Annotated in this window: 18 protein-coding genes; 8 read left to right on the plus strand and 10 right to left on the minus strand. The window is 68.9% G+C overall.

Going from position 1 to position 17,451, the window contains the following annotated elements; translation table 11 throughout:
- Window positions 1-95 precede the first annotated feature (95 nt).
- Together CA237_RS10580 and CA237_RS10585 are read left to right on the plus strand one after the other, a co-directional pair.
- A complete protein-coding gene (locus CA237_RS10580; RefSeq protein WP_055758154.1) occupies window positions 96-482 on the plus strand; it encodes a thioesterase family protein in 387 nt (128 codons plus the stop codon).
- 124 nt (window positions 483-606) lie between these two features.
- On the plus strand, window positions 607-900 hold the full coding sequence (locus CA237_RS10585; protein WP_066693904.1) for a hypothetical protein: 294 nt from the start codon (window positions 607-609) through the stop codon (window positions 898-900).
- A gap of 59 nt (window positions 901-959) precedes the next feature.
- Here the strand turns inward: CA237_RS10585 and CA237_RS10590 are convergent, their stop codons facing one another.
- Window positions 960-1,664, minus strand: a complete 705-nt coding sequence (locus CA237_RS10590) for a GNAT family N-acetyltransferase (RefSeq protein ID WP_066693903.1) — start codon at window positions 1,662-1,664, stop codon at window positions 960-962.
- A complete protein-coding gene (locus CA237_RS10595; RefSeq protein ID WP_232308061.1) occupies window positions 1,661-3,478 on the minus strand; it encodes an AcrB/AcrD/AcrF family protein in 1,818 nt (605 codons plus the stop codon). Before CA237_RS10595 ends, CA237_RS10590 begins: the two co-directional genes overlap by 4 nt.
- Window positions 3,479-3,583: 105 nt before the next feature.
- Here CA237_RS10595 and CA237_RS10600 point away from each other — a divergent pair, with 105 nt between their 5' ends.
- On the plus strand, window positions 3,584-4,003 hold the full coding sequence (locus CA237_RS10600) for a GtrA family protein (RefSeq protein ID WP_232308060.1): 420 nt from the start codon (window positions 3,584-3,586) through the stop codon (window positions 4,001-4,003).
- A 1-nt stretch (window position 4,004) separates the two neighbouring features.
- Window positions 4,005-4,727: a class I SAM-dependent methyltransferase gene (locus tag CA237_RS10605; protein WP_066693899.1), complete on the plus strand. Its 723-nt coding sequence runs from the start codon at window positions 4,005-4,007 to the stop codon at window positions 4,725-4,727.
- On the opposite strand, the gene CA237_RS10610 is transcribed toward CA237_RS10605, so the two are convergent.
- From CA237_RS10610 to CA237_RS10620, 3 genes are read right to left on the minus strand one after another with little or no spacing between them, the layout of a single operon-like run.
- Entirely contained in the window at window positions 4,708-6,033 is a 1,326-nt protein-coding gene (locus tag CA237_RS10610; protein ID WP_066693898.1) for a S41 family peptidase, read from the minus strand. The two genes, CA237_RS10605 and CA237_RS10610, sit on opposite strands and share 20 nt — an antisense overlap.
- A gap of 4 nt (window positions 6,034-6,037) precedes the next feature.
- The gene (locus CA237_RS10615) at window positions 6,038-7,264 is read right to left on the minus strand and encodes an ABC transporter permease (RefSeq protein ID WP_066693897.1); all 1,227 of its coding nucleotides are present in this window, start codon (window positions 7,262-7,264) and stop codon (window positions 6,038-6,040) included.
- Window positions 7,261-8,196: an ATP-binding cassette domain-containing protein gene (locus tag CA237_RS10620; protein ID WP_066693894.1), complete on the minus strand. Its 936-nt coding sequence runs from the start codon at window positions 8,194-8,196 to the stop codon at window positions 7,261-7,263. The genes CA237_RS10615 and CA237_RS10620 overlap by 4 nt, the downstream gene beginning before the upstream one ends.
- A gap of 59 nt (window positions 8,197-8,255) precedes the next feature.
- Between CA237_RS10620 and queG the strand changes: the two genes are divergently transcribed.
- Entirely contained in the window at window positions 8,256-9,311 is a 1,056-nt protein-coding gene (queG, locus tag CA237_RS10625) for a tRNA epoxyqueuosine(34) reductase QueG (RefSeq protein ID WP_126014015.1), read from the plus strand.
- Here queG and CA237_RS10630 read toward each other — a convergent pair.
- The 3 genes from CA237_RS10630 to CA237_RS10640 form a co-directional block, all read right to left on the minus strand.
- On the minus strand, window positions 9,291-10,754 hold the full coding sequence (locus tag CA237_RS10630) for a GGDEF domain-containing protein (RefSeq protein ID WP_164523863.1): 1,464 nt from the start codon (window positions 10,752-10,754) through the stop codon (window positions 9,291-9,293). The genes queG and CA237_RS10630 overlap by 21 nt on opposite strands.
- Window positions 10,755-10,803: 49 nt before the next feature.
- Window positions 10,804-11,463 (minus strand): peptidoglycan-binding protein, encoded by a 660-nt coding sequence (locus CA237_RS10635; RefSeq protein WP_126014019.1) that lies wholly within the window; start codon window positions 11,461-11,463, stop codon window positions 10,804-10,806.
- Window positions 11,464-11,531: 68 nt separating this feature from the next.
- Window positions 11,532-11,873 carry a hypothetical protein gene (locus tag CA237_RS10640; RefSeq protein ID WP_126014021.1) on the minus strand — a complete coding sequence of 114 codons (342 nt, stop codon included), beginning with the start codon at window positions 11,871-11,873 and terminating at the stop codon, window positions 11,532-11,534.
- A 96-nt stretch (window positions 11,874-11,969) separates the two neighbouring features.
- Between CA237_RS10640 and CA237_RS10645 the strand changes: the two genes are divergently transcribed.
- Window positions 11,970-12,986: a glycosyltransferase family 2 protein gene (locus CA237_RS10645; protein ID WP_126014023.1), complete on the plus strand. Its 1,017-nt coding sequence runs from the start codon at window positions 11,970-11,972 to the stop codon at window positions 12,984-12,986.
- 253 nt (window positions 12,987-13,239) lie between these two features.
- Here CA237_RS10645 and CA237_RS10650 read toward each other — a convergent pair whose 3' ends face one another.
- Together CA237_RS10650 and cobT are read right to left on the minus strand one after the other, a co-directional pair.
- Entirely contained in the window at window positions 13,240-13,491 is a 252-nt protein-coding gene (locus tag CA237_RS10650; protein ID WP_126014025.1) for a ribbon-helix-helix domain-containing protein, read from the minus strand.
- Window positions 13,488-15,320 carry a cobaltochelatase subunit CobT gene (cobT, locus tag CA237_RS10655; RefSeq protein ID WP_126014027.1) on the minus strand — a complete coding sequence of 611 codons (1,833 nt, stop codon included), beginning with the start codon at window positions 15,318-15,320 and terminating at the stop codon, window positions 13,488-13,490. Before cobT ends, CA237_RS10650 begins: the two co-directional genes overlap by 4 nt.
- A gap of 98 nt (window positions 15,321-15,418) precedes the next feature.
- Between cobT and CA237_RS10660 the strand changes: the two genes are divergently transcribed.
- Window positions 15,419-15,856: a hypothetical protein gene (locus tag CA237_RS10660; protein WP_066693871.1), complete on the plus strand. Its 438-nt coding sequence runs from the start codon at window positions 15,419-15,421 to the stop codon at window positions 15,854-15,856.
- 236 nt (window positions 15,857-16,092) lie between these two features.
- A complete protein-coding gene (locus tag CA237_RS10665; RefSeq protein WP_126014029.1) occupies window positions 16,093-17,451 on the plus strand; it encodes a PepSY domain-containing protein in 1,359 nt (452 codons plus the stop codon).

Here is a 17,451-nt window from a genome sequence, read left to right on the forward strand (position 1 = left end):
TAGTGGCCGGCGCGGGCCGTCATAAGGGTGTCGCAATCGCCCAATCCGCCGCGACTCTCATTGACTCCCGTGTCAGCAACCCCCACGCTCTCCCCATGGCACATCAGCATCCGCTTGCCGTCGCTCCGGGCGACATCGACCATATGGGGCACGTCAACAATGCCGTGTACCTGTCATGGGTACAGGACGCGGTGGTCGCCTATTGGGAGCGGGTCGCCCCGGCCGATGCGGTCGCCAAGCATCTGTGGGTCGCGCTGAAGCACGAGATCACCTATCGCCGGCCCGCCTTCCTCGACGATCCGATCGTCGCCACGGTGGTGGCCGAACGGGTGGAGGGCGTGCGGGCTTATTTCTCCACGCTGATCAAGCGCGGCGAGGAGGTGCTGGCCGAGGTGCAGAGTACCTGGTGTTCGCTGGATGCCATCACCAAGCGTCCGGCGCGGCTGGCGCGCGACGTGGTGCATCGTTTCCTGCCCGAATAACGATTTCGTTTTCTGCAATTGCGGTAAGAACCTGTGCAGTTGCGATGTTGCGCTGCACCAATCATATCTCCGGTCAACGAACGACGCCCGAGCGTCGAACCTTCAACCGACCGGAGACAGACCCATGCGCAGCTTTGCCGCCGCCGCCGCCTTTCGCGTTGCCCTCGTCGCTGCGGGCATGTTGATCCCGACCCTCGCCTCGGCCAACGAGATCGAGCGCGACGGGTACAAGTTCGACTATAATCGCAGCGTCACCGACAAGGGCGAGACCGTCCTCTCGGGCACCGTCAAGACGACCGGCGAACCGTTCCGCCTGGTGGTGCGCGACCGCACCGTGACCGGCGACGTCGGCGGCCGCGCGGTCCGCTTCCGCATCGCCAAGCCGCTGCCGAGCGCCGCGGTGGTTGCCGCCCGCTAAGCGCGACGACCTTCCCGGGTCGCGACGCCCGTCCCTGAAAAGGGGCGGGCGTTTTGCGTTCAGTCGTGCGGCGTGCGGATGACTTCCCATTCGCCGAGCGATTCGAACCCGGCCGATCGGGCGAGGGCGATCGAGGCGAGATTGTCGGTCTGACAGCGATATTGCGGTTCCAGCCCCGACTCGACGGCATGGTCGGCGATCGCGCCGACGACCGCGCGGCCCAGACCGCGACCGCGCGCCTCCGGCAGGGTCAGCACGCCGAGATCGCCGAGCGGGCTTTCGTGCCAGCGCAACATGCTGGCGGCGCAAACGATCCGGTCGCCGTCGAACCCGCCGAACACGACTGGATGGTCGAATTCGACCCATGCTGCGTCCATGTCCTGCGCCGAGGCTGCGTCGCGAAATTGCTCGAACGCGTGGCGGTCGCCGGGGCCGAGCCGGCGGACGGTGTGCTGCCCCGACGAACGTCCCGGTGAGGGCACACGATAGAAGAGGTGATCGGGATCGTGCAGGCGTATGCCATGCTCCGACAGCCTCGCCCGGATCGCGGCGATCCGCATCGGCGTCGTGTCGGACAGGCCGGTGCGCCGGGCAAGCGCCGGGGCGATGGCGACCGCCGCCGTCCCGTCGCGCCGCGTCAGGATCATGACATAGGTTTCGCCGAGCGACTCGTCGCTGCGCAGCGAAACCCGGCCGTCGTCGAATACGCATCGGCCGCTGCCGAACGCCTGTTGCCAATACTCGATAACGGCGGGCGGGATCATCGATAGTCGATCCGCCACAGCTTGAGCGGCGACCCCTTGGGCAGCGGCACCGGGGTCAGCCATCCCGGCACCTTGCCATGCGCCAGCAGGTCGTAGAAGCCGCCGGGCGAGCGGGCGCGGTAAACGGTCGTCTCCGCCATGTTGGGGCAGGTCAGCAGATAGGTCGCGCCATGCCGCCGGGCGATGGTGCGGAAATTGTCCGGATCGCCCTGGAACGCGTGATGCACGTCGAGGATCGCGTCGCCGTTGCGATGGTACGGGCCGGTGATGCCGTCATGATGCGTCGCGACGATCAGGCGGGGCCCGAGATCGACATGGGTGAACATTACCGCCGCCGGAATCCGGTTCAGCGCCTGTAGCGCGGGCAGGCTGGCGCAGCGGGCGCCCGCGCGGAGCACCTGCTTGGTGCGGGCGTCCTGCGGCTTGATGCGCACGCTCTTGCCGACACCGGCGGCGGGCAGGCTGGAGAGTGCACGCACCACCGGATCGACCGCGAAGCTGCCCAGCACCAGCACCGCCGCGACGCTGCCGAGTACCCGCACGATCGCACTATTGCGCGACAGCAGCCATGGCAGCAGCACCCAGGCGAGGGCGACCGCGCCGGGCACCGCCAGCAGCTGTGCCGCCGGGCCGGCGCGGATCTGCCAGAACAGCATCGCGACGGCGAAGGCGGTGAACAGCGTGATCGCCGCCCATGGCACGAGCGTCGGCGACCGGCGTGCGCGCCACGTGGCGAAGATGGTGCCGAGGAGGCCGATGATCGGTCCGGTGACGATCGGCAGAATGGTGCGGCCGGGCATCGAATAGAGCGGCTTGGCCTCGCGCACATTGTTCAGCCAGGTGCGGGCCAGCTCCTCCGACACGCCTTCGGGACGTTGCAGGCATTGCGGGAACAGCGCGGCAAAGGCGCCGGCCAGCGCGCCGCCGGCGACCAGCGCCAGCGCGAGACGGACGAGGCGGTTTTCGGGCGCGATCCATGCCAGCAGCACCAGCAGCGCGCCACCCGCGACCACCGCCGACAGCCACACCGGGGTCAGCGCGTCGCAGCGCATCGCGTAATTGGCGTTGGAGGCGAAGGCGACGAAACCGATCGCGCTCGCCCCCGCCAGCGTCGCGCCATAGACGGTCAAGCGGCGTGCCTCCGCCCGCTCCCAGACCCAGCGCAGGGCGACGATCGCACCGGCCATCGCGCAATAGGGCAGGAGTTCGAGCCCGATGGTCAGCGATAGCGCCGAGGACAGGCCGACGACCATGCCGCCGCGCGCCTGTTTCGGATCGGCAAGGCCGGCGACCGTCCAGGCGAGGCAGGCGAGCTGCCAACCATGATGGTCGATGCGTTCGGGCATGAACATCAGCAGCGTCGACGAACAGCCGAGCAGGAACAGGATCGCGAACGGCCATGCCACCGGCGACACCAGCCGCCGCACCGTCACCGCCAGCGCCGCCATCGCCACGCCCATCGGCAAGAGCGGCGCGATGCCGACCGCGAGCTTTTCTGCCCAGACCGGCCCGGCAAAGGGCTTGAGCAACAGGATCAGCCCCGCGATCGGCAGGTCGACCAGGCGCGACCAGTGGATGTCCAATCCCCCCGGCGGGTTCAGCCGGTATTGGCGCAGGTCGTACCAGCCCTGACCGCCCAGCCACGCACGCACCTGCATCAGGCGCATATTGTCGTCGGTGTCGGACAGGGCCAGCCAATGGACTGCGTTCCAGCGTTGCCACAGGAACCACGCGGCGATCACCACCCAGGCGAGCAGCAGCCAGCGCCGCCAGTGACGGTCGAGTTCGGTGAGGCGCGCGGGCGTGTCGGTCAAAATCGCTTTCCCCAAGCCGCCACGCATTCTACGGCGGCTGTCCTGCCATGGTGGCAACAGGCGCGCTGTATCGGATGGCGCGCAAAGGACAAGGGTGGCACGCGGGTGATCGCGCGGATCGAACGGTTGATGGCGGATGGGGTGCTGGGGCAGTTGATCCGCTTCGGCATCGTCGGACTGTTGGCGACGGCGGTCTATTCGGCGGTGTATCTGCCGCTGGTCTATCATGTCCTGCCGACCGGCTATGCGTTCGTCGCGGTGATCCCGGCCTTCGTGGTCGCGGCGACCTTCGGCTGGTTCGCGCACGGCCGCTGGAGCTTTCAGGGCCATGGCACGCGGACCGAGGGTGCCGAACAGCCGATCAAGTTCGTGCTTGTGCAGGGGTTCGGCATGGTGCTGAACGGCCTCTTCACCTTCGGCATGGTCGATCTGGGCGGGTTGCCCGACTGGAGCCCGCTGGTCCCCGCCGTGCTGGTCACGCCCTTCGCCACCTTCGCGCTCAACCGTTCATGGGTATTCGGATAAGATGGACCGCATCGTTTATGACCGCATGGCGGCGCACGACTCGACGCATTGGTGGTATCGCGCGCGGCGCGAAATCCTGGCCGACTATGTCGAGCGCTATGCCGGGTTGAAGCCGGGCTCGCGCATCCTCGAGATCGGTTGCGGCACCGGGCACAATTTGCCGATGCTGGGGGCGTTCGGCGAGGTCGACGCGATCGAGATCGATCCGGCGGCGCGCGCCATCGCCAGCGAGCGGCTGGGCAAGCCGGTCGGCACCGCGCCGCTGCCGACGCTGGCGGGGGTGACTGGCACCTATGACATGATCGCGGTCCTCGACGTCGTCGAGCATATCGAGGACGATGTCGCGACGTTTCGCGGCATGGCCGAGCGGTTGGCACCCGGCGGCAAGATCCTGGTCACCGTCCCGGCGCACCAGTGGATGTGGAGCGCACACGACGTGGTGAACCATCATCATCGCCGCTATTCGAAGGCGACGCTGGCCAAGGCGATTGCCGATGCGGGCCTGAAGCATAACGGCCTGCGCTATTTCAACTCGCTGCTGTTTCCCGCCGCCGTCGCGGCGCGGGTCGCGGGCAAGCTGACCGGCAAGGACGACAGCGACGACTCGCCGCCGCCCAAGCCGCTGAACAAGGCGTTCGAGGCGATCTTCCGGCTGGAACGGCATCTGCTGGGGCGCTTGCCGATGCCGCCGGGGCTGTCGATCGTTACCTTGGTGACCAAGTAGCGTCCGTCATCGCCGAGGCGAGGCGGGCGACGACGCTGGCATGGTCGGGCAGGAACGGGGATAGGGCGCGGGCCGGCGGAATGCCGGTGCCTTCGTAGAATTTCCCGTCGGCAGCGCGATAGGCTTCGGCGGGGAGCGTCAGGCTCCAGCCGTTCGGTAGCGGCTTCACCAGTTGGTCGGACAGCGCGCCGCGGGTCCGGCCGCCGACATGCCGGACATGGGGCAGCGCGCGCATCGCGAGGGTGAAGGTTTCGCCTGCGCTGACGGTAATGTCGCTGGTCAGCAGCGTCACCCGGCCGGCGTAGCGCATCCGCGACGACGGTTCGACGCGGAACGGCTGCCATCTATTCGTTCCGACCGGGGCCTTGGCAAAGCCGAGGGTCGGGCGGCTGGCGAATCGTCCGGCGATCCGCAGACTGACGCTGTCATAACCGCCGCGATTGTTGCTGACGTCGACGATGACGCCGGGCAGGTCGCGGAAATCGGTCAGTGCCGCATCGAGTGCGGCGTCCAGCGCGGCCAGTTCGCCCTGCCCCTGTTCGGCGAACCCGCCCATGGTCAGGATGTTGATATAGCCGATTCGGCCGATCCGCCCCCACAGGATGCGGCGACGCGCGACGAGATGGCCGCCGCCGTCCAGCAGGGCGGTGATGCCGGTGCGATAGCGGTCGTTCCACGCGCGCTCGCGGGCGGCGGGATCGGCGCCGAGCGCCGGGTCAAGCCGGGCGGCACGCAGCGTCGGCGCCTCGCCGCTCTCCATGCTTCGGTCTTCGCCGTCGATCGTTGCCGACAGCGAGACGTGCGCGTCGTCCAGCGGATCGAGTGCCGCTGCCAATCGGTCGTACAGCGTTGCGGGGGTGCTGTCGGTCGGGATCGCGGAAAGCCGCTTTGCGAGCTGTCGACGGTGGCGCTTGCGTGGGGGTGTCCGGGGGTAGAGGTCGGCGAAAGTCGCCGCGACGAGGCTGGCGATGTCGCTGCTGGACCAAGAGCGCGCGGTCCAGCAGGCGGCGGGCAGGGCGGCGATCCGCCGGTACACATAGCGCGTCTGGCCCTGGCCTTCCGAAAACGCGACTTGGTCGGGATCGAGCATCGTCGCGTCCTGATCGACGATCGTCTGCCCGGCATCCGTATCGGGGTCAGGGTAACAATAGGGGCCGGCGACATGGTAGAGCGCCGGGCGTCCGGCCGTTACCGTCAGGAGCTGGCCATAGCCTTCCGCCCGCCATGTGCCGGTGAGATCGGCGGGCGCTGCTCCAAGCGTCAGCGGCAGAACCGCCAGGGCGATCAGGCGTCGGGCGAATGGCAAGCGCTCAGCCCCGCCGGAACCATTTGAACTTCGGACCTGCCGATTGCAGCACGCCATGCCGGAACAGGCGCGCGCCCAGACTGATCGTGATCGCGACCCATAGCAGTTGCCATGCAAGGGCGGCGACATGCGGCCAGATGTCGGCGCTGGTCGCGGCGCGGCCGGCCATGGCGAAGGGGCTGCTGAACGGGAACAGCTCGGCTGCCGTCGCGATCCAGGTGCCGGGCCGTCCGATCGCGGCCAGCGCGAAGGCGAACATCGCCATCTGGAAGATGGTGATCGGTAGCGACAGCATCTGGATCTCGCGCGGGGTCGATGCCTGCGCGCCGACGGTCAGGAACACCGATCCGAGCAGCATATAGGCGAGCGTGAAATAGAGGATGTACAGCAGCACGAACCCGGGAAAGCCGATCGCGGGCGCGATGCCCGACAGGCCTGCGGCGAATTCGGGCGGCAGCAGCGCGCCGATATTCGCCCCGACCGCCGCCCAGAAGGCGAGGAACAGGATCGCCACGCCGAACATGCCGATCAGCTTGCCGAGGAACACCGATTCCAGCGGCACGGCGGCAGCCAGGACCTCGATCACCTTGTTCGAGCGTTCCTCCGCCATGGTGCCGACCGCCTGTCCCGCCAGCATCAGCGTGACGACGAACAGGGTGACGACGGCGAAGGTGCCCGCTGCGCTCTTGCCGCCGAGCGACGTGCTGTCGCGTTCGACGCGGGTGAAGGTCGGTTGCGACAGCGGCGCTCCGGACAGGCCGGCACGCCGGTCACGCACCGCCTGTTCCGCGATCGCCGCCAGATATCTCGCGGTGGTCGACGTGATATTGGCGTGGATCAGCTGCGGTGCCTCGAGCGGGCCATAGAGGACCGAGGGCACGTCGACGTCGGGATCGGACAGCAAGGCGCGCGCCTGTGCGGCAGGATCGGCGGCGGGCGCGACGGTCGCCAGCGGCGGCAAGCCGCGTTCGCGGGCAATCGCCGGGCGGATCAGCGCATCGGCGGCGCGCAGCCGCGCGGCATCCTCCGGCGTGGCGATGGCGTAGAGCTTTTCCTTGCCCTCCGCGCCCTGACCCACGGTCATCGCGCCGAGGCTGCCCATCGCGCCGAACCCGGCGAACAGCAACGGGGCGAGCAGGAAGAGGAGGAACATCGGCGTCATCACCGTCGCGGCAAAATCGCGGCGGGCGATGGTCATGGTCTGGCGGATCAGCTTGGCGGTGTCGCTCATGCCGCTTCCCCCCGCGCGGCGTCGCCGACGATGCGGACGAACGCGTCGTGCAGCCCGGGCCGTTCTATCGAGAGGCCCGAAATGCCGTAGCCCGCGTCGATCAGCCGCACCAGCATCCCCTCTATGCCGTCCGCCGGCAGCGTGAAGCGCCAGCCGCCGCGATCCTCCTGCGCATCGGCGGGCAGCAGCGCGGCGATGCCCGGTGCGGGGTGGTGCGGCACGTAATGCGCCTTCATCGGCAGCAGCGCGCGGGCGTCGTCGACAGTCCCCTCGAACCGGCGACGGCCGCCGGCGATGACGCATAGCCGGTCGCACAGCCGTTCGGCATGGGCCATGACGTGCGTGGAAAACAGGATGGTCGCGCCCCGGTCGCGCTCGGCGCGGATCAGCGCTTCCAGCCGTTCCTGGTTGACCGGGTCGAGACCGGAAAAGGGTTCGTCGAGGACAAGAAAATCGGGCTGGTGCACGACGCTGCCGAGCAGCTGGACGAACTGCGCCATGCCCTTGGACAGCTTGCGGATCTTCGAATCGACCGCATGGCCGAGGCCGGCCTGTTCGAGCATCGCCGCCGCCCGCTTGCGCCCGGCCGACCAGTCCAGCCCACGCAGCGCGCCCATGAAGGCGATCGCCTCGCGCGCCTTCATGCCGGGATAGAGGCCGCGTTCCTCGGGCAGATAGCCGACCCGATCGGACGCGTCGCGCGGGGAGCGGCAGCCCAGCAGCGTGCGCGATCCTTCGTCGGGTTCGATGATGCCGAGCAACATGCGCAGCGTCGTCGTCTTGCCCGCGCCATTGGGGCCGAGCACGCCGTACACTGCGCCGGTCGGCACCGACAGGTCGATGCCGTCGACGACCCGCCGGTCGCCGAACCGCTTGACCAGCCCGGTCGCGTGCAGGGCCAGGTCATTCCGGGCAAGATGATCGTCGCGCAACCGCTATCCCCTCCAACGACGCTCTTTAGCGTGCGCATGGAAAAGCGTAGCGGGGGGAAGTGATCCAAGACAAGGCCATCCCGAGCGATATTGTTGACCGTATCCGGGTCAAGGCGGCCGAATGCGGGTTCGTCGCCTGCGGCATCGCCCGCGCCGATGCCGCGCCGGGCACCGCCGAACGGCTGCGGCAATGGCTGGACGAGGGACGTCACGGGTCGATGATCTGGATGGAGGAGCGTAGCCAACAGCGCGGATCGCCCGCCGGATTGTGGAGCGAGGTGCGCTCGGTCATCGCGCTCGGCATGAGCTATGCCCCCGCCACCGATCCGCTGGCGCTGGCGGGTGTGGGAGACCGGGGGCGCATCTCGGTCTATGCGCAGGGCGGCGACTATCATGATGTGGTCAAGAAGGCGCTGAAGGCCCTTGGCCGCTGGCTGGCGCAGGAGTCGGGCTGCGATCTGAAGGTGTTCGTCGATACCGCGCCGGTGATGGAGAAGCCGCTTGCCGAGGCGGCGGGGCTGGGGTGGCAGGGCAAGCATACCAATCTGGTCAGCCGGACCCATGGCAGCTGGCTGTTCCTGGGCGCGATATACACCACGCTGGACCTGACGCCGGACCGGGCGGGACGCGATACGTGCGGGTCGTGCGATGCGTGCCAGCGGGCGTGCCCGACCGATGCGTTTCCCGCGCCCTATCGCTTGGATGCGCGGCGCTGCGTCTCGTACCTGACGATCGAACATGCCGGGCCGATCCCGCACGAGCTGCGCGAAGGGATCGGCAATCGCATCTATGGCTGCGACGATTGCCTGGCGGTGTGTCCGTGGAACAAGTTCGCGGCGGCGGCAGCGGCGAACCGGGCGTTCGCGGCGCGCGCCGAACTGGCGGCACCGCGCCTCGCCGATCTGATCGCGCTGGACGATGCCGGGTTTCGGGAGGTCTTTCGCGGGTCGCCGATCAAGCGGATCGGGCGTAACCGGATGGTGCGCAACGCGCTGATCGCGGCGGGGAATAGCGGGGATGCGGCGTTGATCGGCCCGGTGCGTGCGGCGTGTAGCGATCCCGATCCGGTGGTGGCCGAAGCGGCCACGTGGGCGTTAGGCCGCCTGTCGGGTTAGGTCGGCATCGAGCCATTCGATCCGGTTCCGCCCGCCATGCTTGGCGCGGTACAGCGCCTCGTCCAGCCCGCGCAGCAGCGCCGGCGGATCGACCGGCCAATGGTCGAGATGATGGGCGCCGATGCTGGCGGTCACGCGGATCGCGGTGCCGTGTCCGTCGATGCGCAGCGCGGCGATGGTGCTGCGCAGCCGTTCGGCGATGAGCGCGCCCGCCTGCGCATCGGGTGCGACGAGCGCGAGCGCGAATTCCTCGCCGCCCAGCCGGGCGCACAGATCGTCTTCGCGGCAGCAACCCTCGATGGCGGTGGCCACCGCTCGCAGCACCGCGTCGCCCGCCGGATGGCCATGGCGGTCGTTGATCGATTTGAAATGGTCGAGATCGAGCCAGAGCAGCGTCAGCCCGCCATCGTTGGCGCTCGCCTCCAGCCGGCGGTGGAGCCGGTGTTCGAACGCCCGGCGGTTGAGCAGCCCGGTCAGCCCGTCATGGTCGGCAGCCTGCTGCAACTGCGCCATCAGGTCGTCGCGCACCGCCATCGCGCTGCTGATCGTGAGCGGCACGAGCGCGAGGAACGCGACGGCGATGCGGATCGACACGACCATGCGCGGGATCGACAGGTCCTGTCCGATATCGACCATCCCCAGGCCGATGGTGATCATGCACCCGCTGCCCAGCGCCATGGTGACGAGCGCGGCGGTCGACACCGAATAGGTCATCGCGCACAGCAGCAGCGCGGGCATCGGGAACATGATGCTGCCGGGTCCGTCGAAATAGACGGCAAGGACGCAGGAGACGGCGAGCAGGAGCAGCGGCCAGAGCGGCTTGGCCGCGGCGGCGGTCGCGACGCGCCGTTCGCGCCGCCAGGGCGGCTGCACGGTGAGCATCGCGGGCAGGAAGATCAGGTAGTTGGCGATCTCGCTGGCGGTCCAGGTCATCACCGTCTGGGTCGGCGATCCGTGGAACTGCACGACGACCATCACCGCGCCGGTCAGCGCGGCGACGAGGCTGCCGGGCAGCAGGCCGACCGAAATGCGCATTACCGAATGGACCCGCCGCAAGCGCAGGTCGCGCGACGCGAGGCGGCGCAGCGCCAGTACCGCGACGAAGGTCCCCGACACATTGGCGGCAGCGAACCAGCCGCTGAGCGCAGGGCTCTGGCCGAAGAGCAGGTCGGCGAGGACGAAACCGGCGCCGGCACCGAACCAGCCGGCCGGGCGGTGCAGATGCGGCGCGCGCACCATGGTACCGACGAGGATCGCATTGGCCGGCCAGAAGGCGACGGAGAAAGCGTGGCGGGTGATCAGCCCCAATGCCGCGCCACCGCCGACCACGGCGCAGACCAGCAGCATGGCGCGGACCGCATCGACCATCGGCCCCCGCCCGGCAAGCGGGCGCGCGGTCCATGGGGGCGCGCCTTGCGCGCCGGACGGAACGGTGGTCGGCATCGCGCGCGATTCTAGGGCGTGGCGGTAAACAAGCGGTAAGGGGCGGGCGTCATGCACCGCTTTCGCGACGAACCGCGGCCAGATCGCCATTGGGCCGCCCCTGAACATGGGCCCAGTCGCGGAATTTCCAGTCGCCGCCCCAGACCAGCCCCTCCGCCTTCGCCGCCTTGCCCAGCGCGCGGAAAAAGACATGGGCGTCGGGTTCGCGCCAATACCAGCGTTCGTCGACCAGATCGGCGGCCCAGGCGGCGGGAATGCCTTCCGGCGTCTGGGCATTGTGGAAGCTGAAGCGCACCTTGCTGGACCCGGCACGGAACAGGCGCTGTTGGACCTCGACCGACCGCCAGCCATAGACGACGACCGGGCGGAACCGCTCGGTGCGCAACCGGGCGATGACCGCGACGACGCGCGGGCGGAAGCGGGGGTGGAGGCTGGCGAGCTTGCGCTCCTGCGGCCAGTTGCTGCTGTCGCCGTCCCAGTGCGCCGGGGCGGCGCGCAGGCGGGCGAGGGTGGCGCCGCCGGGATCGACCCGGCCATCGGCGTCGATCCCGAAGCGATCCTGTGCACTACGGATCGCGGCGATCAGGCGCGGACCGGCGATGCCGTCGATCCCGCCCGGATCGATCCCGATGCGCAGCAGCAGCCATTGCACCGCGCGCACATCGCCCGCGCGGTTCACGCCGCCTTCCCCGACCGCCGCCTCGATCATCGCCCTACCCCTATCCTGTTCATCGCGCGGGGACGCTGGCGGGCGAAATCCTACATTTCAAGCGCGGTTCAGCGGCGCCGGGCGCGTGCTGCCGCGACCTGTGCGCCGAATGCGCGGGCCCGTTCGTCGAGCGCCGTGGTGTTCGCCCAGGCCGGGCCGCCGGCTCGCGCCTGCTTCGCAAGGCGTCCGATCATCGCACTTTCGGCGCGCAGGGTACGCGCTTCCGCCCGGCTGAGGTCGCCACGCCGCCGTCCGTCGCGGATCGAGCGGTTCGCGTCGTTCAGGTCGCGATCGAACGAGGCGCTGGGCGCTGCCGGCATTTCGCGCACGGCGGAACGGCCCCCGTCCCAGATTTGCGCGCTGGCGGGTGCGGCGATCGCAAGCAGGAGGATCGGCAGGATCACACGCATCGGCATTCTCCTTCATCTACGCGCATCCTATCGTCGCGGCACCATCCGCGCCATCCGGCTTTTCCTGTCGCGCAGCTTGGGGTAACGCCAGCGCCCATGATCCGTCCTGCCCTGTCCATCGTCGTTCCCTGTTACAACGAGGCCGCCTGCCTCGACGTGCTGCACACCCGCATTTCGGCGGCGGCGCGCGCGGTGGTCGGCGACGATCATGAAATCGTGCTGGTGAACGACGGATCGCGTGACCAGAGCTGGGCGGTGATGGAGCGGCTGGCGGCGTCCGATCCGCGGCTGGTGGCGATCAACCTGTCGCGCAACCACGGGCATCAACTGGCGCTGACCGCGGGGCTCGACCTGTGCGCGGGCGAGCGCATCCTCATCATCGATGCCGATCTGCAAGACCCGCCCGAATTGCTGGCGGACATGCTCGCGACGATGGAATCGGAAGGCGCCGATGTCGTCTATGCCGTCCGGCGCAAGCGCGAGGGCGAGACCTTCTTCAAGAAGCTGACCGCCGCCGGCTTCTACCGCGTGCTCGACCGGGTGACCGATACCCCGATCCCGCTCGACACCGGCGATTTCCGGCTGATGAGCCGGCGGGCGCTCGACGCACTGCTGAGCCTGCCCGAACAGGCGCGCTTCATTCGCGGCATGGTGGCGTGGGTCGGGTTCCGGCAGGTGCCGTTCCCCTATGACCGCGACGAACGGCTGGCGGGCGAGAGCAAATATCCGCTGGGCAAGATGATCCGCTTCGCCCTCGACGCGGTGACTGGTTTCTCCACCGCGCCGCTCCGCCTCGCCAGCCATATGGGGCTGGTGCTGACCGGGCTGTCGCTGCTGCTGTTTGCCTATATCGCGATCGGCTGGTTGTCGGGCAGCGCGGTGCAGGGATGGACGTCGACGATGCTGGTCGTGGTGTTCCTGGGCGCGGTGCAGATGTTCGTACTGGGGATGATCGGCGAATATCTGGGGCGGCTGTACGTCGAATCGAAGCGGCGGCCGCTCTATCTGGTGGCGGACGTGGCCGGGCCGGTGAAGGGGCGGGCGAGTCTGGGGTATCGGGCCGGGGACCGGGGCGAGGTTACGGTGTCGCCGGTGCTGCCCGAGCAGTCGTAGAAGGTCGGGTTCACGCGAAGGCGCGGAGACGCGAAGAAGGAGATAGATTTCGCGCAGAGACGCGGAGGCGCAGAGAGGTTGCGGGCGCGGACAGGTTTTCCGCGATAGCGGCCTCACTCGTCGTTGCAGCGAAAGATGTCGTCTCCCGGTCGCGTGCGCCTGCCGGGTACGAACCCGCTCTGCGCCTCCGCGTCTCTGCGCGAACCCATTTCTTCTTTTTCTTCGCGTCTCCCCGCCTTCGCGTGAAAACGACTTACCGCGCACCAACCTCGCCCAGCAACCAAGACCGGATCGCACTGGCCAAATTGGGCGGATCGTCCCCCTCGATCCGAACCGCATCGATCGCCGCCACCAGCGCCGACAACGGCAGCGACCGCCGTGCCGCGGCATCCTCCAGCGCCGTCCAGAAACCGGGTTCGAGGCTGATCGAGGTCGCGTGCCCGGCGATGGTGATCGACCGCTTCACCGGCCCGCGAAAGCCGCCCGGCGGCGCGACCGGCTTCATTCGCTGTCGAACAGCGACGCCAGCTGCTCGATCATCGTGCCGGCCAGCTGCTCGGCGTCCATGATCGTGACCGCGCGATTGTACCAGCGGGTCACGTCATGACCGATGCCGATCGCGACCAACTCGACCGGCGACTTGCCCTCGATATAGGCGATCACCTGCCGCAGGTGCCGCTCCAGATAGCTGCCCGAATTGACCGACAGGGTGGAATCGTCGACCGGCGCACCGTCCGAGATCACCATCAGCACCTTGCGATCCTCGGGCCGCGCGATCAGCCGGCCATGCGCCCACAGCAGCGCCTCGCCGTCGATATTTTCCTTCAGCAACCCTTCTCGCATCATCAACCCAAGCGACTTCTTCGCCCGCCGCCACGGCTCGTCGGCCTGTTTGTAGACGATGTGGCGGATGTCGTTCAGCCGACCGGGCTGGGGCGGGCGACCGGCGGCGAGCCACGCCTCGCGGCTCTGTCCGCCCTTCCACGCGCGGGTGGTAAAGCCGAGAATCTCGACCTTCACCCCGACGCGTTCCAGCGTGCGGGCGAGGATGTCGGCGCTGATCGCCGCGATGCCGATCGGGCGGCCGCGCATCGACCCCGAATTGTCGATCAGCAGCGTGACGACGGTATCGCGAAACTCGGTATCGCGCTCGATCTTGTAGCTCAACGACTGCGCCGGATTGATGACCACGCGGGCCAGCCGCGCGGCGTCGAGCAGCCCTTCTTCCTGGTCGAAGTCCCATGACCGCGACTGTTGCGCCATCAACCGGCGCTGCAACCGGTTGGCGAGCTTCGTCACCACCCCCTGCAACTGCACCAGCTGCTGGTCGAGATAGGCACGCAGCCGCTCCAGCTCGTCGGCCTCGCACAGTTCGGTCGCGGCGATCACTTCGTCGAACTTGGTGGTGAAGGCGCGATAGTCGAACTGGGTGTTGAGGTCGGCAAAGGGGCGGTTGGGGCGCACGGGCATCATGCCGCCCTCGTCCTCGCCATCGGCCATGTCGTCGCCCTGCGCATCGACATCCTCGGACATGTCGTCCGACTGGCCATCGGACTGCTCGTCGTCGCTGCGGTCCTCGCCGCGCGCCTCGACCTGCCCTTCGCCGCCCTGCTGTTCGCCTTCGTCCTCGCCGTCGTCCTGCGGGGTTTCCTCGTCCTCGCCTTCGGAATCGTCGCCGCCGTCATCGGCCTGTTCGGGCTCGACCTCGCCCTCGACCAGCTCGAGGTCCTGCAGGATGCGGGTGATGCCGCGCCCGAACGCCGCCTGATCGCCAGCCAGCGCGGACAATGCGTCGAGCTGGGCGCCGGCACGTTCCTCGATCCAGTCGGTGATCAGCGCCATGGCGGGGATCGCCGCGGCGGGCGGCATCCGACCGGTCAGCCGTTCGCGCACCATCAGCTGTACGGCGGTCGACAGCGGCACTTCGGCGCGGGTGCGTGCGCGGGTGATCGGGTCGGAGCGCATCCGCATCGCCAGCGCCTGATCCAGATTGTCGGCGATCCCGTCATAGCCCGCCGACCCGATCGCATCGACCCGCGCCTGTTCGACCGCATCGAACACCGCGCGCGCCACCGCATCGCCCGGCGCCGCGCGGGCGTGAAGCGCGGTGTCGTGATAGCGCATCTTCAGCGCAAACCCGTCGGCCAGGCCCCGGGCCTCCGCCACCTGATCGGCGGGCAGCGCGCGCGCGGGCATAGGCACCTTGATATGCTTGCCTGATGCGACCGGCGCGTCGGCGGTAAAGCCCAGTTCCACTTCCGGCTCCTCGGCAAGCGCGCGCGAGGTGCCGCGCAGGACGTCGCGAAACCGGTCGAGTGGAGATTCCTGTGCCATGGCGCCTGCTTTGGGGATTGCCCGGAGCAAGGGCAAGGGGGTGGTGGCGGGGCAGCAACGCAAATGACAAGCGCTTCCGCCTCCGGTAGAAGAACGCGGTGGCAATCCTCCGACGCCTGATCCTGACCCATAAGGCAGCGGCGCTGCTGGCAATCGCCATCGCGTTAGCGATGAAGGCGATCGTGCCAGCGGGGTTCATGCCCATGCTGGTCGAGGGGCGCGTTGTTATCGCGCTGTGCCCCGGCAGCAGTCCAGCTGTAACGATGGCCCACCCCGCCGCCATGGCCTATCATGAGATGACGGCCGTACAGCACGGCGGCCACAGCAAACCCGACACCCCCCAACACGACAACAAGCCACAACCCTGCGCCTTTGCCGGATTGACCGCGCTGTCGCTGGCGGGGGCGGACCCGGTGGTGTTGGCGGGGGCCATCGCCTTCGTCCTGGCGCTGGGGTTGCAGATCGTCGTTGCGCTGCCGACGATACGGCCCGCCCGGCTGCGGCCGCCGTTGCGCGGGCCGCCTGTGATCGCCTGACATCGTCCGGTGCGGTTGGCCTCGTCGCTGCTGGCGGCGGGGCTGTCGCGCTGCTGTCTGGACGGAGTGCCGCACGCCGCTTTCGGTCGTGCGCAGGCTCCCAGCGATCATCAGGAACACCCTGTCATGCCACCTCACACGGCCGCGTCTGCGGCCCCATCTTGCCGTGCGCCGGTCGCGTCGCGGCGAACGCGCCGGCCCTATGGACCGCTCCATCGCCCACCGGGAGGCCGGCGATGAGCGATCCGCGCCTTTATCGCACGATCTGGCGCTGGCATTTCTATGCCGGGCTGATCGTCGCACCGTTCCTGCTGATCCTGAGCATCACGGGCACGATCTATCTGTTCAAGGACGAGCTGAACGATGCGCTGATGCCCGATCTGCAGATCGTCGCGCCGGTCGCTCGTCCGCTCCCGCCGTCGCGGATGATCGCGGCGGCGGTGACGGCGGTCCCTGGCGTGCCGACGCGGATCGACCTGCCCGAGGCGCCGACCCGTCCGGCAAAGGTGTGGATCGATGCCGCAAGCGGCGAGCCGCGACAGGTGATGGTCGACCCGGCATCGGGACGGGTGCTGGGCAGCTATGTCTACGCCCATACGCTGGTCGGGTTCGCCGACGTCATGCACGGGTCGCTGACCTTCGGGCCATGGGGCGATGCGGTGGTGGAGCTGGCGGCGTGCTGGGCGCTGATGCTGATCGCGTCGGGGCTGTTCCTGTGGTGGCCGCGCGGGCGGCGGTCGATGGCGGGCGTGTTGTGGCCGCGGCTGCGGGCGCGGGGCCGCGTGTTCTGGCGTGACCTGCATGCGGTGACGGGGGTGTGGAGCGTCGCGCTGATCGCGTTCCTGCTGCTGACCGGGCTCCCCTGGGCGGTGGTGCAGGGGCCGCTGGTGCGCGGCGCGTTCACCGCGATGGGCATCGGTAACGAGGCTGCCCGCTTCGACCGTGTCTCGCCACGCAGCACGCCGATGGCGACGCTGGGTGGCGTGCCGTGGAGTCAGGAGACCGCTCCGATGACGGCATCCGACCCCGCCCATGCCGAGCATGGCGGCGGCGGGCATCACGCCGACGCGGACGATGCGGCGGTCGCCGGCGCCGACGCGATCGCCGCGAAGGCACAGGCGGCGGGGATCACCGGGGGCTATCGCCTGTACCTGCCGTCCGGCCCGACCGGCATCTACACCGTGATGGTCACCCCCCGGCATCCCGAGGGACAGCGCACGCTGCAATATGACCGCTGGTCGGGGCGATTGTTGTGGGAGAATGGCTGGAACCGCTACGGCATCGGGGCGAAGGCGGTCGAGCTGGGCGCGCAGATCCATATGGGCCGTTATTTCGGGCTGCCCAACCAGCTGCTGATGCTGCTGCCATGCATCGCCATCATCCTGCTGGTGGTCAGCGGCGTGACGATGTGGTGGCGCCGGCGCCCCAGGGGCAGGCTGGCCACGCCACCGCCGGTCAGCGGGGCACGGCTGCGCGGGGCGATCACGCTGCTGGCCGTGGCGGGCGTGTTCCTGCCGCTGTTCGGGGCGTCGCTGCTGGTGCTGGCGGTCGTCGACCGGATCGTGGCGACGCTGCGCCGACCCGCGGTCGCGTGA

The organism is Sphingomonas sp. ABOLH (assembly GCF_003951715.1).
Taxonomy (GTDB): domain Bacteria; phylum Pseudomonadota; class Alphaproteobacteria; order Sphingomonadales; family Sphingomonadaceae; genus Sphingomonas; species Sphingomonas hankookensis_A.

What these genes read in the sequence shown, in the direction of transcription:
- cobT (WP_126014027.1), bottom strand. Translation starts at nt 15,320, where the DNA reads ATGGCACAGGAATCTCCACTCGACCGGTTTCGCGACGTCCTGCGCGGC.
- CA237_RS10615 (WP_066693897.1), bottom strand. Translation starts at nt 7,264, where the DNA reads ATGAGCGACACCGCCAAGCTGATCCGCCAGACCATGACCATCGCCCGC.
- CA237_RS10635 (WP_126014019.1), bottom strand. Translation starts at nt 11,463, where the DNA reads ATGATCGAGGCGGCGGTCGGGGAAGGCGGCGTGAACCGCGCGGGCGAT.
- CA237_RS10630 (WP_164523863.1), bottom strand. Translation starts at nt 10,754, where the DNA reads ATGCCGACCACCGTTCCGTCCGGCGCGCAAGGCGCGCCCCCATGGACC.
- CA237_RS10580 (WP_055758154.1), top strand. Translation starts at nt 96, where the DNA reads ATGGCACATCAGCATCCGCTTGCCGTCGCTCCGGGCGACATCGACCAT.
- CA237_RS10645 (WP_126014023.1), top strand. Translation starts at nt 11,970, where the DNA reads ATGATCCGTCCTGCCCTGTCCATCGTCGTTCCCTGTTACAACGAGGCC.
- CA237_RS10590 (WP_066693903.1), bottom strand. Translation starts at nt 1,664, where the DNA reads ATGATCCCGCCCGCCGTTATCGAGTATTGGCAACAGGCGTTCGGCAGC.
- CA237_RS10650 (WP_126014025.1), bottom strand. Translation starts at nt 13,491, where the DNA reads ATGAAGCCGGTCGCGCCGCCGGGCGGCTTTCGCGGGCCGGTGAAGCGG.
- CA237_RS10585 (WP_066693904.1), top strand. Translation starts at nt 607, where the DNA reads ATGCGCAGCTTTGCCGCCGCCGCCGCCTTTCGCGTTGCCCTCGTCGCT.
- CA237_RS10665 (WP_126014029.1), top strand. Translation starts at nt 16,093, where the DNA reads ATGAGCGATCCGCGCCTTTATCGCACGATCTGGCGCTGGCATTTCTAT.
- CA237_RS10640 (WP_126014021.1), bottom strand. Translation starts at nt 11,873, where the DNA reads ATGCGTGTGATCCTGCCGATCCTCCTGCTTGCGATCGCCGCACCCGCC.
- CA237_RS10605 (WP_066693899.1), top strand. Translation starts at nt 4,005, where the DNA reads ATGGACCGCATCGTTTATGACCGCATGGCGGCGCACGACTCGACGCAT.